The sequence below is a fragment of the Novosphingobium sp. genome (assembly GCF_040079535.1).
Lineage (GTDB): Bacteria > Pseudomonadota > Alphaproteobacteria > Sphingomonadales > Sphingomonadaceae > Novosphingobium.
Genome location: NZ_JBEBKB010000028.1, coordinates 1 through 14,532, shown reverse-complemented (window position 1 = coordinate 14,532; position 14,532 = coordinate 1). Strand labels below are relative to the sequence as shown.

Sequence of the window (14,532 nt, the reverse complement as noted above, 5' to 3'; positions counted from 1 at the left end):
GGATTTAATCCGGGACGATGGCTACTTGATCCCCGCCTCGGCCAGCAATGCTTCGGTGCTGGCATCAAACACCGTGCCGCCGCTTAGAATCGCCTTGGCGATTTCCTTGCCCAGCTCAACCCCAAACTGATCGAAACTGTTGATCTGCATCAGCACCCCGGCCGCAAAGGTGCGGTGTTCGTGGAACGCGATCAGCGCGCCCAATGTGGCGGGGTTCAGGTCTTCGCACAGGATCGTCGCGCTGGGCCGATCGCCGGGATAGGCGCGGGCAGGATCCTTGGCTTCCTTGCCGGCCATCAGGGCTGCGCCCTGGGCAAAGCAATTCGCCAAGAGGTTGTGGTGATGCGCCGGATCCAGGCTATCGCCAGGAATGATCGCAGCGATGAAATCTACCGGGACCAGATTGGTGCCCTGATGCAGCAGCTGAAACACGGCATGCTGCGCATCGGTCCCCACCCCGCCCCAGGTGATCGGCGCAGTCGGGCCGTCCGCCGGGGTGCCATCAAGCTTTACCGACTTGCCGTTGCTTTCCATTTCAAGCTGCTGGAGATAGCTTGGCAGCAGCCGCAGCCGTTCATCATAGGCAAAGCAGGCACGGGTCTGGCACTGGCGCAGGCGGGTGTAATAGAGATCGGCAAAGGCCGCGCGCAGCGGCAGGTTGGCAAGGCCTTGTGCTTCCAGAAAATGCCGGTCCATCGCAGCCGCACCTTCAAGGAATTCCGCGAATTCTTCCCACCCCAATGCCAGCGCGACTGGAAACCCGATCGAGCTCCACAGCGAATACCGCCCGCCAACGCTCTCACCAAACGGCAGCACGCGGGTTTCATCAACACCCCATTCCACGGCCTTGTCAGGGTAAGCCGTCAGCGCCACCACCCGGCCATAGGGATCGGCCACGCCGTTCGTGGCCAGCCAATCGAGCGCCGACCGGGCGTTGGTCATGGTTTCGGTGGTAGTGAAGGTTTTGGAAGCCACCGCAATCAGCGTGGTCGCCGGATCACAGGCCCGAAACGCAGCTTCCAGCGCGCAGCCATCGATGTTCGAAACCACGTGAACCTGAACCTTGGCCTCATCACGGGCCAGTGCATCAATTGCCAATGCCGGACCCAGCGCCGATCCGCCAATCCCGATGTGTATCAGGTGCTTTACTTCGCCCAGCAGTCCGGCGTGGATCGCATCGACCAGGCTCTTCATCCGCAGGTGCAGCGCATGGGCCTCTTCAACGCTGGTTTCGCGCCCTACTCCGCGCAGCGCAGTGTGTTCTACCGCGCGGCCTTCGGTCTGGTTGATTGGCTCGCCGCCAAACATCGCACCGCGCCGCTCGGCAAAGCCGGCCGCTTCAGCCAGTTGCACGAAGGCTGTGCCATGGGCCGCATCAAGGTGCATCTTGGACCAATCGAACCGCACTGCCCCGCCCGGCAAATCCAGCCGCGTTGACCAAGCCGCAAGCCGCGCAGGATCGGCAAACAGGTCTTTCAAAGTGGGCTTGGGCAAGGCTTGAAGCACCTGCCAGGCTGCACTTACCGCGTCGCTCATCGTCACACTCCTGCCTTTGGTCGATTGCGCCTATGCCCGCCCATTGCGGCCCGGCCAAGCCGCGAATAGCTATGCAGAGCAAGCCCGGCCTGCCCGGCTAAGCACTTGACGCGCCCGCGCCGGGCCTAGATGGACGTTTGCGATGACCGATACGATCACCGAAACCACCCCCGAAGCCGCTCCGCCGGCCGCAGATCCCGTGCAAAAGCGCGCCAAGAAGGAAGATTCCTTCCCGGTGTTCCTGCTCAAATTGGGCCTTGCAGTGGTAATCTTCCGCAGCTTCATCTTCGCTCCGTTCTATATTCCGAGTGAATCGATGCTGCCACGGCTGGTCAATGGTGATTATTTGCTGCTGGCCAAGTGGCCCTATGGCTTCTCAGGCCGTTCGCTGCCGTTCGGCCTGCCGTTGCTGCCCGAAAAACGCATTCTGGCATCGGATCCCGAACGCGGCGATGTGGTTGTGTTCAAGGCGCCTGCGCATTTTGAGCAGGACTGGATCAAGCGTGTGATCGGTCTGCCGGGCGATACCGTGCAGATGAAGGGCGGCCAGTTGTGGCTCAACAATGTCGCGATACCCAAAGTGAAAATCGCCGATTTCGAAGTCGCGGTCAGCCCCAACACCCGCTGTTATGCAGAACGCTACACGGTCAAGCGCGCCGATGGCGCAGAAGTGTGCAGCTACCCGCGCTTTACCGAAACGCTGCCGGGCGGGCGCAGCTATGATGTGCTTGATCTGATCAACAATTATCCCAAGGACGATACAGATCCGGTGATCGTGCCCGAAGGCCACGTTTTCCTGATGGGCGACAACCGCGACAATTCCGAGGACAGCCGGTTTCCGGCCGATCCGGCGGGCGGGATCGGCCTGGTCCCGATCGACAATCTGCTGGGCCGGGCCACCGTGATGATGTGGTCAACCGATGGCGGGGCCGAATGGCTCAAGCCTTGGACCTGGTTCAGCGCTGCGCGCTGGAACCGGCTGGGCGGAACGTTCTGAGCGCGGCGTGCTTGGCAAGGACACCCACACATTCCTGACCGAACTGGCAGGCCGGGCGCCGATTGACGAGGCGCTTTGGCTGGAAGCCCTGACTCACGGATCAACCGGAAACCCGCGCGATTACCAGCGGCTTGAATTTCTGGGAGATCGGGTGCTGGGACTGGCGATTGCACAGTGGCTGTTCGGGATCGATGGGGCCGATGAAGGCAGCCTTTCGCAGCGGCTAAACGCGCTGGTCAGCCGAACCAGCTGCGCTGCCGTTGCGCGCTCGATCGAACTTGGCCCGCATATTCGCCTGGGCAAGCAGGCCCGCGATGATGGCGGACACAACAGCGACAATATCCTTGGCGATGTGATGGAGGCCCTGATCGGCGCCAGCTTTGTCACCCAGGGCTTTGATGCAACCGCCGAAATGATCCGCCGGTTGTGGTCCGATCTGGTCGCGGGCAAGGCCGGCAAGGCCAAGCACCCCAAAAGCGCGCTGCAGGAATGGGCCGCTGGAAACCGCCGCAAAGTGCCGGAATACCGGTTGGTTGAACGCAGTGGCCCCGATCACGCGGCCCGCTTCAAAGTAGCCGTCAGCGTCCATGGCGTGGGCGAAATTGAAGCGGATGGCAACAGCATGCGCGATGCTGAAACGGCTGCGGCTGAGGCTTTCATGAAGAGGTTTGGCTAGTCCTCGCATCGGCCAGCCCAGCACACACTGATCGACTGTCCTATCGCCGGCCCGGACGATGCGGTAAACCCACAAAACAGCCCTGCGATCCGTGCGGGGCACACGGAGTATTTTGATTTGACCGATTCCATCACCCAGCACTGCGGACTGGTTGCCGTGATCGGCGCGCCCAATGCGGGCAAAAGCACGCTGGTCAACGCGCTGGTTGGCCAGAAGGTGGCGATCGTTTCAGCCAAGGCGCAAACCACCCGCGCGCGGCTGATGGGGATCGCGCTGGAAGGCCCCGCGCAGATCATCCTGGCCGATACTCCCGGCCTGTTTGAGCCCAAGCGTCGGCTGGACCGGGCGATGGTCCACGCGGTATGGGAAGGCGCTGCCGAAGCAGATGCGATCCTGCTGGTGGTTGATGGCCGCAAGAAAAAGCTGGCCTATCTTGATCCAATCCTGGCCAGCCTGAAGGGGCGGCCAGAGCGCAAGATCCTGGTGCTCAACAAGGTTGATGAAGTGGCCAAGGAACCGATGCTGGTGGCTGCGCAGGCGCTGGCCGGTACCGATGAAGCCGGGATTGCCCAGTTCGATGAAGTGTTCTTCATCTCCGCGCTTACCGGTGACGGTGTGGCGCAGCTCAAAACGCGGCTGGCACAGCTGATGCCCGAAAGCCCATGGCACTATCCCGAAGATCAGGTATCAGACGCCAGCGAACGCCTGCTGGCCTGCGAAATCACCCGCGAACAGCTCTACCGCCAGCTGCATGACGAGCTGCCCTATGACAGCACCGTGCGGCCCGAAAGCTACACCCCGCGCAAGGACGGCTCGGTCGAAATCCACCAGCAGATCGTGATCGCCCGCGATACCCAGAAGGGCATCGTGCTGGGCAAAGGCGGCTCAAAGCTCAAATCGATCGGTGAGGCCGCACGCAAGGAACTGGCCGGGCTGCTGGGGGTGAATGTCCACCTGTTCCTGCATGTGAAGGTCGACGAGAAGTGGGGCGAGGACAAGGAGATCTATGAGGAGTTGGGGCTGGAGTGGGTGAAGTGATTTCGGGCGGTCAAGCTTGCACAAGACTGCTGGCCGCGAGTGTGCTCTGCACTGCAATGCTCAGCACTTCGGCAACGGCCGACACTTCCGCGGTGCCGGGCAGCATCCTTTTATCGCTGCACAACCGAGCGCAAATTCATGGTGCCGGACCGGAACGGCCAACCGCCGAAGTTCGTCAACACGGCCGACAAGAAGGACACGCCGAAGCCGTGGCCTTCAACGGCTCCCGGTCCCGAGGTAATCCAGGCCCGCCTGGAAGTTCAGCCTGATGGAACCATCAGCAGCCTCTCAATGGAGTGGTTGCAGGCAGGGTCACTTGGCTGGCCCTATTTTGTCCGCGTTGATGCCGACGACATTTACCTCAAGGCAAGCTTTGGCCATGGCACGCGCTATGAGTCACCGTTCAATGCCAAGCCGCAGACTGCTTTCAATCCCGAATTGGTCGTCATGAGCCTTGCCGCCTATTCGAAAAGCAAGTTCAGGCGGCATACCGCAATCAAACTCTCGCATTCGCAAGGCTATGGCTTTGGCGGTCTCGCCGGTATTCCCTATTGGGGGCATTCTGCCGAGATCGTTTTTGGCTGGCCGGAATTGCGCGCCTTTGCCGGCGACCAGACCATGCTGAACGTATCGGTGACCCAACTTGGCCGCGACCCTCAGGAGCTCGAACAGACTATCAAAATGACATGGCTTGATATCAGGCCGATTCCCGTGGTCATTGAGCAGATGCAACTGGCCGAGCAAGAGCTGCGCCAGATGTCAGCTCAAGCGCCCAGTCGCTGCACCAAAGATTTCGTTTCGGAATCTGAGAACGAGCCCGTTATCTAAGCCCAAGGCATGACCGCAAAGCTCACCTCAGCTTCGCAATCCCGATCCCGTCAATCTTCGCGCGTTCCTTGGTTGATTCCTCGCTGCGGCTGAGTGCCTTGGCGATTTCCTTGAGGCCCTTGCCCTTGGCCGCGAGCACACGCAGCTTGGCGACTTCGTCGGCTTTCCAGGGTTGGCGGTGTTTGGTGAATTGTTCGGCCATGGGCTGGGGATAGCGCAGAAAAACCCCTCCGTCACGCGCTTCGCGCGCGCCACCTCCCCATTTGCACTGCATGAAAATGGGAAGGGACTTTGGGTTTCGCTGATCCTTCACATTTTTGGCGAATGCCACAAATGGGGAGGTGGATGGGCCGCAAGGCCCAGACGGAGGGGTATTCAACGTTTACAATAGCGAACGATGCTCTCAGCGACATCCTCGGGTGATTTCAGAACCTCGCTGGCGGGGATCCGCACTACCTCGATTCCCTGCCCTCGCAGCCACGCATCGCGCGCCATATCGCGTTCAGACCGATCGCCCATGCCATGCGCGATGCCGTCGATCTCGAAGGCAATCTTCGCTTTGGCGCAGTAGAAATCGAGCACGTAGTCGCCGATAGAATGCTGACTGCGCAAGTGAATGCCATCGGGTGAACCTTTGAGCAAGCGCCAGAGCAAGGTTTCGGGCAGCGAAAGTTTGTCGCGCAGGTTTCGCGCGCGTTCGACGTTTCGCTCGATCCGCTTACGTGGCAATTACCCCTCCGTCTCGGCCTGACGGCCGATCCACCTCCCCATTTGTGGCATTCGCCAAAAATGGGGAGGATCTTCTTGCCTACTTCGCCTTCTTCGCCGGTGCCTTCTTCACTGCCGCCTTTTTCTTTGGCGCAGCCTTGCGGCCGCCCTTTTTGGCCGGGCCCTTGGCGGCCTTCTCAGTGATCAGCACAACGGCCTCTTCCGCGGTGAGATCTTCAGGCTTCTTGTCGCGTGGCAGGGTGGCGTTGGTGGTGCCGTCGGTCACATAAGGGCCATAGCGCCCGGCCATCAGCTTCATCTCGCCGCCGCTTTCCGGGTGCGGACCAAAGGTGTTGAGCGGTTCCGCTGCAGTGCGGGCGCCCCTGCCCCCGCCGGCTGCGGCTTCGGCCAATTTATCGACCGCGCTGTTCATCCCGGTTTCGAACACTTCGGCGGTACTCTTGAGCTTGGCGTACTTTCCATTGTGCGCCAGATATGGCCCGTAACGCCCTATACTCGCGGTGATATTCTCGCCTGTTTCCGGATGTGCGCCTATCGTTCGCGGCAGGCTGAGCAGTTTAACCGCCCAGTCCAGATCAAGCTCTGGAATGTCTTTGGGGATTGAGCTGCGCGCGGCTTCCTTGCCGCTGCCCATTTCAATGTAGGGGCCAAACCGGCCGACCTTGCGGGTGATCGGCTCGCCCGTTTCGGGGTGCTTGCCGATCTCCCCCTCTTCGCCTGCCGCCGCGCCGCCGGGCTGGGCGAATTTGCGGGTGAACTTGCATTCGGGATAGTTGGCGCAGGCCACAAACGCGCCAAACCGGCCGCCACGCAGCGCAAGGCGCCCGCCCGCGCGTCCTTCGGTATCGCACAGCGGGCACTTGCGCGGATCTTCGCCGTCTTCCTTCGGTGGGAACAGATAGTCGGACAGGAATTCATCCAGGGCTTCGGTCACTTCCGATGGCTTGCGTTCCATCACCTCGTCGCTCTTGGGTTTGAAGTCCTTCCAGAACTTGCCCAGCAGGACCTTCCAGTTCTCACGCCCGCCCGAAACATCGTCGAGCTCATCCTCCATGCCGGCAGTGAAATCATAGCCGACATAGCGCGGGAAAAACCGTTCGAGGAAGGCGGTGAGGAGCCGCCCGCTTTCCTCGGCAAAGAAGCGGTTCTTTTCGGTGCGAACGTAGTTGCGATCCTTGATCACCTGGATCGTCGCGGCATAAGTGGATGGCCGGCCGATGCCCAGTTCTTCCAGCCGCTTGACCAGCGTAGCTTCGGAAAAACGCGGCGGCGGCTGGGTGAAGTGCTGGCTGGATTCGACACCCTTCTTGGCCGGGGTATCGCCTGCCGCCAGCACCGGCAACATCGCACTGTCATCCTCGTCCTCGCCCGGCTTGCTATCCAGTGTCTCATCATAAACCGCAAGGAACCCGGGGAACTTAACCACCTGGCCATTGGCACGCAGTTCGTGTTGGCCGGTGCCATCGCGCAGCGTCACCGTGGTGCGCTCGATCTGGGCCGAGGCCATCTGGCTGGCGATCGCGCGCTTCCAGATCAGCTCATAGAGCCGCGCTTCATCGCCGCTACCATAATGATCCTGGCCAAAATCGGTTGGCCGGATCGCCTCGTGCGCTTCCTGTGCGTTCTTGGCTTTGCTTTCATAAATACGCGGCTTTTCAGGCAAGTAATGACCGTTGTTATAGCGATTGCTGATCGCCACGCGGGCGGCCGAAATGGCGCTGGAATCCATCTGTACACCGTCGGTCCGCATATAGGTGATCGCGCCCGCCTCATAGAGGTTCTGCGCCACGCGCATGGTATGTGCTGCGGCAAAGCCCAGTTTGCGCGCAGCCTCCATCTGCAGGGTAGAGGTGGTGAACGGCGACCACGGATTGCGGCGCGTTGGCTTGGTTTCCACTTCGGCAACGCGGAACGCGCCGCCCTCTACCGCTGCCTTGGCCCGGGCCGCAGCGCCTTCTTCGCCAAGGCTCAACTTGTCCAGCTTGGCCCCTTCGAACTTGACCAGCCGAGCCGGAAATTCGGTGCCCAGATGCTCAAGCCGGGCCAGCACCGACCAGTATTCCTGCGGGCGAAATGCCTCGATTTCACGCTCACGCTCAACGATCAGGCGCAGTGCCACCGATTGCACACGGCCCGCGCTTTTTGCACCGGGCAGCTTGCGCCACAGCACCGGCGATAGCGTGAAACCAAACAGGTAATCGAGCGCGCGGCGCGCAAGGTAGGCGTCGATCAAATCCTGATCGAGTTCACGCGGCGCCTTCATCGCGGCCAGGATCACGTCTTTGGTGATCGCGTTGAAAGTAACCCGCTCCACCTCCTTGGGCAGCGCCTTCTTCTTGGCCAACAGCTCGCGCACGTGCCAGCTGATCGCTTCGCCTTCACGATCAGGGTCAGTCGCCAGGATCAGACGGTCGGCCTGCTTGGCCAGATCGGTGATCGCCTTCACCTGCCGGGCCTTGTCGCCATAAAGCTCCCAGTCCATCGCGAACTCTTCATCGGGCCGTACCGATCCATCCTTGGGCGGCAGATCGCGGACGTGGCCATAACTGGCCAGAACCTTGTAGTCCTTGCCCAGATACTTCTCGATGGTTTTGGCCTTGGCGGGGGATTCGACGATGACAAGTTGCATGATGGTTTTGAACGTCCCTTACGCGTATGTGTACACGCGCGAGGGTGGGGGCTGGTTCAGGCCGCCGTCAAGGGGGTCCTTCTCCATGCCCAAAAGAACCCCAGCCCAAGCGCCAGATCAATCGCCGCAAACGCCGCAACAGGCGGCGGCACCGGATAGCCTGTCAGGAAGAGCGCGACGGTCGGCACGCCGAACACCAGCTTTTCGAGCACCGCAAACGGCATCAGCGCGCGGTACTTCAGCGGATCGCCGCCAATCGTCCAGAACACGCCCTGAAACACCAGCGCGAGGCCAACGAAGCCCAGGAACACTTCACCGCCCACTTGCGGCAACGGGGTAAAGTACAGCGGGGCCAACACCAGACCGCCATAGATCGCAGCCCAGCGGAACATGCGGGACGGGAATTTCTCAGTCATCGCGCCCAACTCCTTCTCGCGTCATCCCCGCGCAGGCGGGGATCCAAGGCCACCCAACACTGGGTCCCCGCCTGCGCGGGGATGACGAAGGATGGTTGGCCCAAAGCTGAAGGACAGTTGGATCAAACTTACTGCTGCGGCAAGCCCCCCGGCGGCAGGATGCATTTGCCGTGATCGTAGTTGCCCACGGTGCGGATCACTTCCTGTTCGCCCGGCTCGATCCGGCGGCCCGAAAGCTGGCTGTCGATCACCCGCAGCAACAATGAATTGAGCCGGGTGACGAGGTAGCAATCGATCGCAGGGGCGGCATGCGCATTGCCCACGCCGCTATCGTCGGTGAGGAAAGTGTAGCGGCTCTGCGTGAGCGCAGCCATCGCCCGCATCACGTATTCGGCCTTATCAGCCACGCCCGATGCAGCAACCGGAACGATCTGGACACGGTGGGCCCGCAGCACTTCGCTGGCCCGCCAGGTCAAGCCGACGTTTTCATCATGCGGCGGGGCATCGGCCACCAGCAGCAGCGTTTTTACGGCATCGCCGCGCCATTGCTGGCCGGCCGCGCGGATCATCGCCTGGTCCATCGCTTCGGGATAGTCCCCTCCTCCGCCGGCAAAGCGCTGCGCCAGCTCAGCTTGCGCAGCGGCAAAATCGCGGGTTAGCCCAATTGTCTGGGTGACATATTCATCGCCCAGATCCTTGTAGAACACAAAGCCCACCCGGACATCGACGCCGGGATGACGGGCGCGGACCGAAGAAAGGATCGAGCCCAGTTCAGACTGGAGGTAGCGGATTTCATCCCCCATCGATCCGGTGGTGTCGATCACCAGCATCAGATCAAGCTTGCTGGCGGCCTGGGCCGCGCGCGCCACGGTGAAGTTGACCTGCTGCCCGCCTGCCCCTTTGACAATTCCCACATCGCGCCATTCAGCCCCGGTGGTGCGCACTTTCACTGTGCGGCCCAGCCGATCAACATCGGGGAAGAAACTGACCGTGCCATCGGCAGTAGTGTTCAGCCGCAATCTGCCGCCATCGCTGCAGGCCAGTTCAACCGGAGCAAAGGGCACCGGTCGGCCCTGCCGATCCTTGACGGAAACAGTCAGCACCCGGGTTGTGTCCAGCCTTGGCAGGTTTGGCAGCTCTTGCCCCAGGTTCGATCGCTGCTGGTATAGCGCATAGAGTTCGGGATTGAGCAGATCGTCGTGTTCTGCGGCGGTCAGAATTCCGGATCCTGGCCGTGGATACGGACGCGGCGGATGCGGCGGGCGCGGCATTGTCCCCGGATGGTCAGGCGAAACGCGCGATTCTCCCGGAGCAGCCGTAGTTGCCTCTCGCATCACAGCGGGCGACGGCGGCACTGGCATGGACGCCAAAGGCGGTGGGGGCGGCGGGGGCGGTGCGGACATCGGCTCATCAACGCGGGCTGATGCATCGGCGGTTATTTCGCCCTCCTCCGATTTGGCCATGCGCGGTGTTGCGCCAGCCATCGGGCGGGGGCGCTGCTGCTGCTGATCCCAGTTTTCCGGGCCAAGCTGCGGCAAGGCGGTGGGATGCCGGCACAGGCCTTGTCGGCCCGTGGCCTCACCTTGCGCGCTTTGCGAAGCCGCTGCAGGTCCCTGGACCAGCATTGCCACCAGCGCGATCAGTGAAATCCCTTTTTGTGTCCAAGCCCCGTGTGCCAATCCGCCGTACATCGCTGTCCCTCCTTCAGTGTCAGAGCCGAAAGCTGGGCTTAGGCAAGTGAACGCGGGCTGAATGTAACACTATATCATTAGGGTCAGGGCCTAATAACCGCGCCTTCGAGGTTTGAGTCAGAATGGCTCAGTGCCAGGAAGGAAGGCGCTGGAATATGTCGATATTTCAAGTCTTCCTGACGCAACAATGGGCCATTCTGCCGCCTCGAAGGCGCGGTTAACAGGTCCTGACCCTAAGCCAGGCTAACCCGCCCGGCCGCATGCCGCACCAGCTTGCCCGCAAGCTCAAGCTCAAGCAGCGCGAGCTGGACCGCGGCCGGGCTTTCCCCTGATTGGCGGATCAGTTCGTCCACCGATACCGGGGCTGTGGTCAGCAACCCGGCAATATCGGCCGGCGCATCACCCAGCTCATCATTGGCAAAATCATAGCCTGCGGCGCTTTCCCGAAAGGTTGACCGGGGATTGCCGCAAAAGCCGGTGACCAGTTCGATCACGTCCTGCGCGCTCTGCACCAGCATCGCGCCATCGCGGATCAACTGATTGCAGCCCTGCGCGCGCGGATCGAGCGGAGAGCCGGGCACTGCCATCACTTCACGTCCGGCCTCTCCAGCCAGCCGCGCGGTGATCAGCGAGCCGGATTTGGGCGCAGCTTCCACAATCAGCGTGCCGGCGGCAAGGCCGGCGATAATCCGATTGCGCGAGGGGAAATGCCGGGCCAAAGGCTCGGTCCCCGGGGGCTGTTCGGCCAGCAACAGGCCTTGGTTGGCTACCGCATCTTGCAGCTGGGCATGTTCGCGCGGATAGGCGATATCGATCCCGCTGGCGATCACGCCGATCGTTGCGCCATCTTGCGCGCCCTGGGCCAACGCAGCCTGATGCGCCGCGCCATCGATCCCGCGGGCCAGACCTGAAACGACCACAAAGCCGGCATCAACAAGATCACCGGCAAATTGCCGCGCCAGCTTGACCGCCGCCGCCGAAGCATTGCGCGCACCAACGATCGCAACGCAAGGCCGCGCCGCCAGCGCTGCATCGCCGCGGCAAGTCAGGATCGGGGGGGCGCTATCAAGTTCGGCCAGCAAGGCGGGATAATCCGCCATATCGTGAAACAGATAGCGCGCACCGGCATCACGCACCGCCGCCACTTCGCCAGCCACCCGGCCCTCATCAGCTACCCGGTAAGAGCCGCTGCGCGCCGCAAGATCGGGCAAGGCATCCAGCGCCGCCACGGCATTGCCAAACCGGCGCAGCAATTGGCGGTAGCTGACCGGGCCAACATTGGGCGAACGCAGCAGGCGGATCCGGGCAAAGGCTTCCTCCTGCGATAGCATCGCCCTAGCCCTTGTTGCCCAGTTTGGGCTCAGTCCCGGCACGCAGCCGCTGAATGTTTTCGCGGTGCAGCCAGATTATGATCAGCGCAATCGCTGCCAGGGCCGGAACCAGTGCCCGGTATCCCAGGCCAAAGGCGGCAAGCGGTGCCGCCACTGCCGCAGCCATCCCTGAAAGCGACGAGATCCGGCTAAGCGCCAACATCACCAGCCAGGTCGCGGCATAGGCCAGCCCCACCGGCCAGGTCAGGCCCAGCGCAACCCCCAGCGTGGTTGCCACGCCTTTCCCGCCCTTGAACCTAAGCCAGATCGGAAGGCAGTGCCCAAGAACCGCCCCCAGCCCGGCCAGCGGCGCGGCCATTGGCAGCAACCGCCAGGCCAGCCAGACAGCCAGAAATCCCTTGCCCGCATCAAGCAGCAGTGTGGCCGCCGCCAACCCCTTGTTACCCGTGCGCAGCACATTGGTCGCCCCGATATTGCCCGATCCGATGGAACGCAGGTTGCCTTCACCCAGCAAGTTGGTGAGGATCAGCCCGAACGGGACCGAGCCCAGCAGATAGCCCAGCAGCAGCGCATAAAGACTTTCCATCGTGGCACCTTCCATTTTCCCAGCACACGTAGCTACAAGGGGGCCGAGATAACAAGCGCACAATGGAAGATCGTCACCCAAATGGATGCAAAAGCCCCCCTGCTGGTTTTCGATTCCGGAATCGGCGGGCTTTCAGTGCTGGCCGAGATACGCGCGGCGCTGCCGCAGGCGCCGGTAATCTATGCGGCGGACAACGGCGGGCTGCCCTATGGCCCCAAAAGCGAGGCGGAAGTTGCCGCGCGGGTCTGCGGGTTGCTGGGGCGGATGAGCGAGCGCTACAAGCCGCGCCTGATCTGCATCGCCTGCAACACCGCCAGTACGATCGCGTTGGGCATGGTTCGTGATGTGCTGAACGTGCCGGTCGTCGGCACGGTCCCGGCGATCAAGCCAGCGGCAGGGTTGACCCGCAGCGGCACCATCGGCCTGCTGGGAACGGCTGCAACAATCCGGCAGGGCTATGTTGACCGGCTTGAGGCGGAATTCGCCGCCGACAAGCGCTTGTTGCGGTTTGCTGCGGGAGAGCTGGTGAGCGCAGCCGAAGCCAAATTGCGCGGGGCCCTGGTAGATCCCGCCGTCTATGCCCGTGCTGCTGGGGGATTGCGCGAACAGCCGGGCGGTGAAGCGATCGACACGGTCGTCCTGGCTTGCACCCATTTCCCGCTGCTGCGTGATGAATTGCAGCAGGCTTTCGGACCGCAAGTGCAATTTGTTGACGGCGCCAAAGGCATCGCCCGGCGGATTGTCCACCTGACCGCAGGGCAGGATTTTGTCCGCGCGGCACCCGATCTGGCGTTGTTTACCCGTGCCGAAGATGGCCTTGCCAAGCTGGTTCCGGCACTGGCACACTATGGATTGGCGCGGGTGGAGGTCTTGAAATGACCAAGCGATTAAACTGGGTTTTGGCCGTGCTGCTGGTCTTGATTGGCTTGCCATATTATTGGCTGCTGCTCGATAACCGCAACGGCGATGCCCAGCCAAAGCCGATCACCATTGCCCAGTTGCGGCAGGCAGCAGCAGCCATACCCGGCCCTGCGCCGATCGATGTCGAGGTTGAACTGGTCGCCTTTCGGCGCTTGCCCGGCGATTTATTCGCCGCTGGATCTGGCCTCAAACGCCGCTTGATCGGGGTGATGGCGTGGCGGCTTCCGGTGCCAGGCAAAGGCCCGGTTGTGATCGACAGCGCACTCGATGCGGCCGCGGCACAGCAGATGGGGATGGAACAGTTCGATGCCGGTGCGTGGCGGCGGGTCGCAGAAACGCTGGGCCAGGCATCGCTGATCCTGATCACGCACGAGCATCCCGATCACCTGGGCGGCCTGGTTTCGCTGGGGCAGCGCGAAGTGCTGGATCGTGTCCTGTTCAATCCGCAGCAACTGCCGGGCAATCGCTGGACCGATCTGTTGAAATGGCCAGCCCCGCCCCTGCCCCAAGCTGCAATCACCGGATCTGCGATCAGGCCGGTTGCTGCCGGTGTGGTCGTAATCCCCGCACCCAGCCATACTCCCGGATCGCAAATGGTCTTTGTCCGCTTGGCTGATGGCCGCGAATTTCTGTTCACCGGAGATATCGCTACCTTGGCGCTCAACTGGCAGCAGCAGCGGGCGCGCTCGCGCCTGATCGGTGATTGGATCGCGCCGGAAAACCGTGCCGAGGTCTATTCTTGGCTCCTGACAATTGCCGCACTGAAGGCCGCGTCGCCGGGGCTGGTGGTGCTGCCCGGTCACGATTTTGAATGGGTCAACAATCCCGAAAACCAGACAGGCGTTACGCACCGTTTTGTGATCGCAAGCGATTGATCCAGCGCAAAGCCTTTGCTCTGGCAATCAGCCAAAGCTTGGCGTAGAGCGCGCGGCAAGGCGGCGCTGCCGGGGGATTCTGTCCACGTGAACTACGATCACATCTTTGATCAGGCGATTGACCGGTTGCATTCGGAAGGGCGTTACCGGGTATTTATCGACATTTTGCGCAACAAGGGAGCCTATCCCAATGCGCGGTGTTTTGCGGGGCACAACGGTCCCAAGGACATCACGGTGTGGTGTTCGAACGATTATCTGGCGATGGGCCAGCACCCCAAG

At 61.9% G+C, this 14,532-nt stretch carries 14 protein-coding genes and 1 pseudogene; 7 read left to right on the top strand and 8 right to left on the bottom strand.

Annotated elements, in window-relative coordinates; translation table 11 throughout:
* Positions 1-21: 21 nt before the first annotated feature.
* Positions 22-1,536 (bottom strand): glucose-6-phosphate isomerase, encoded by a 1,515-nt coding sequence (gene pgi / locus ABL914_RS09725; protein ID WP_391562981.1) that lies wholly within the window; start codon positions 1,534-1,536, stop codon positions 22-24.
* A gap of 142 nt (positions 1,537-1,678) precedes the next feature.
* Between pgi and lepB the strand changes: the two genes are divergently transcribed.
* The 4 genes from lepB (at position 1,679) to ABL914_RS09705 (ending at position 5,075) form a co-directional block, all read left to right on the top strand.
* Complete coding sequence (gene lepB / locus ABL914_RS09720; RefSeq protein WP_391562980.1) at positions 1,679-2,533, top strand: signal peptidase I; 855 nt, start codon at positions 1,679-1,681, stop codon at positions 2,531-2,533.
* 7 nt (positions 2,534-2,540) lie between these two features.
* The gene (gene rnc, locus ABL914_RS09715) at positions 2,541-3,209 is read left to right on the top strand and encodes a ribonuclease III (protein WP_391562979.1); all 669 of its coding nucleotides are present in this window, start codon (positions 2,541-2,543) and stop codon (positions 3,207-3,209) included.
* Between the two features lie 129 nt (positions 3,210-3,338).
* Positions 3,339-4,247: a GTPase Era gene (era, locus tag ABL914_RS09710; protein WP_391563001.1), complete on the top strand. Its 909-nt coding sequence runs from the start codon at positions 3,339-3,341 to the stop codon at positions 4,245-4,247.
* Positions 4,248-4,385: 138 nt separating this feature from the next.
* Positions 4,386-5,075 (top strand): hypothetical protein, encoded by a 690-nt coding sequence (locus ABL914_RS09705; protein ID WP_391562978.1) that lies wholly within the window; start codon positions 4,386-4,388, stop codon positions 5,073-5,075.
* 22 nt (positions 5,076-5,097) lie between these two features.
* On the opposite strand, the gene ABL914_RS09700 is transcribed toward ABL914_RS09705, so the two are convergent.
* From ABL914_RS09700 to plsY, 7 genes are all read right to left on the bottom strand, one after another.
* Positions 5,098-5,277 carry a hypothetical protein gene (locus ABL914_RS09700; RefSeq protein WP_391562977.1) on the bottom strand — a complete coding sequence of 60 codons (180 nt, stop codon included), beginning with the start codon at positions 5,275-5,277 and terminating at the stop codon, positions 5,098-5,100.
* A gap of 173 nt (positions 5,278-5,450) precedes the next feature.
* Entirely contained in the window at positions 5,451-5,804 is a 354-nt protein-coding gene (locus tag ABL914_RS09695; RefSeq protein ID WP_391562976.1) for an endonuclease domain-containing protein, read from the bottom strand.
* Between the two features lie 79 nt (positions 5,805-5,883).
* Positions 5,884-8,433 carry a type I DNA topoisomerase gene (gene topA / locus ABL914_RS09690; protein ID WP_391562975.1) on the bottom strand — a complete coding sequence of 850 codons (2,550 nt, stop codon included), beginning with the start codon at positions 8,431-8,433 and terminating at the stop codon, positions 5,884-5,886.
* Positions 8,434-8,489: 56 nt separating this feature from the next.
* Positions 8,490-8,849, bottom strand: coding sequence for a hypothetical protein (locus tag ABL914_RS09685; RefSeq protein ID WP_391562974.1), 360 nt, complete (start codon positions 8,847-8,849; stop codon positions 8,490-8,492).
* 128 nt (positions 8,850-8,977) lie between these two features.
* Positions 8,978-10,540: a vWA domain-containing protein gene (locus ABL914_RS09680; RefSeq protein ID WP_391562973.1), complete on the bottom strand. Its 1,563-nt coding sequence runs from the start codon at positions 10,538-10,540 to the stop codon at positions 8,978-8,980.
* A 233-nt stretch (positions 10,541-10,773) separates the two neighbouring features.
* Positions 10,774-11,871: a DNA-processing protein DprA gene (dprA, locus tag ABL914_RS09675; RefSeq protein ID WP_391562972.1), complete on the bottom strand. Its 1,098-nt coding sequence runs from the start codon at positions 11,869-11,871 to the stop codon at positions 10,774-10,776.
* A gap of 4 nt (positions 11,872-11,875) precedes the next feature.
* Complete coding sequence (gene plsY / locus ABL914_RS09670) at positions 11,876-12,457, bottom strand: glycerol-3-phosphate 1-O-acyltransferase PlsY (RefSeq protein ID WP_391562971.1); 582 nt, start codon at positions 12,455-12,457, stop codon at positions 11,876-11,878.
* Between the two features lie 81 nt (positions 12,458-12,538).
* Here plsY and murI point away from each other — a divergent pair, with 81 nt between their 5' ends.
* From murI to ABL914_RS09655, 3 genes and pseudogenes are all read left to right on the top strand, one after another.
* Positions 12,539-13,336, top strand: coding sequence for a glutamate racemase (gene murI / locus ABL914_RS09665; RefSeq protein WP_391562970.1), 798 nt, complete (start codon positions 12,539-12,541; stop codon positions 13,334-13,336).
* Positions 13,333-14,253: an MBL fold metallo-hydrolase gene (locus ABL914_RS09660; RefSeq protein WP_391562969.1), complete on the top strand. Its 921-nt coding sequence runs from the start codon at positions 13,333-13,335 to the stop codon at positions 14,251-14,253. Before murI ends, ABL914_RS09660 begins: the two co-directional genes overlap by 4 nt.
* Before the next feature lie 87 nt (positions 14,254-14,340).
* Positions 14,341-14,532 (top strand): annotated as a pseudogene (locus ABL914_RS09655) (5-aminolevulinate synthase); the annotation flags it as partial.

Coding starts and splice junctions, on each gene's coding strand:
- pgi (WP_391562981.1), bottom strand. CDS start 1,536: ATGAGCGACGCGGTAAGTGCAGCCTGGCAGGTGCTTCAAGCCTTGCCC.
- ABL914_RS09705 (WP_391562978.1), top strand. CDS start 4,386: ATGGTGCCGGACCGGAACGGCCAACCGCCGAAGTTCGTCAACACGGCC.
- dprA (WP_391562972.1), bottom strand. CDS start 11,871: ATGCTATCGCAGGAGGAAGCCTTTGCCCGGATCCGCCTGCTGCGTTCG.
- ABL914_RS09700 (WP_391562977.1), bottom strand. CDS start 5,277: ATGGCCGAACAATTCACCAAACACCGCCAACCCTGGAAAGCCGACGAA.
- ABL914_RS09660 (WP_391562969.1), top strand. CDS start 13,333: ATGACCAAGCGATTAAACTGGGTTTTGGCCGTGCTGCTGGTCTTGATT.
- topA (WP_391562975.1), bottom strand. CDS start 8,433: ATGCAACTTGTCATCGTCGAATCCCCCGCCAAGGCCAAAACCATCGAG.
- plsY (WP_391562971.1), bottom strand. CDS start 12,457: ATGGAAAGTCTTTATGCGCTGCTGCTGGGCTATCTGCTGGGCTCGGTC.
- murI (WP_391562970.1), top strand. CDS start 12,539: ATGGATGCAAAAGCCCCCCTGCTGGTTTTCGATTCCGGAATCGGCGGG.
- ABL914_RS09680 (WP_391562973.1), bottom strand. CDS start 10,540: ATGTACGGCGGATTGGCACACGGGGCTTGGACACAAAAAGGGATTTCA.
- lepB (WP_391562980.1), top strand. CDS start 1,679: ATGACCGATACGATCACCGAAACCACCCCCGAAGCCGCTCCGCCGGCC.
- ABL914_RS09685 (WP_391562974.1), bottom strand. CDS start 8,849: ATGACTGAGAAATTCCCGTCCCGCATGTTCCGCTGGGCTGCGATCTAT.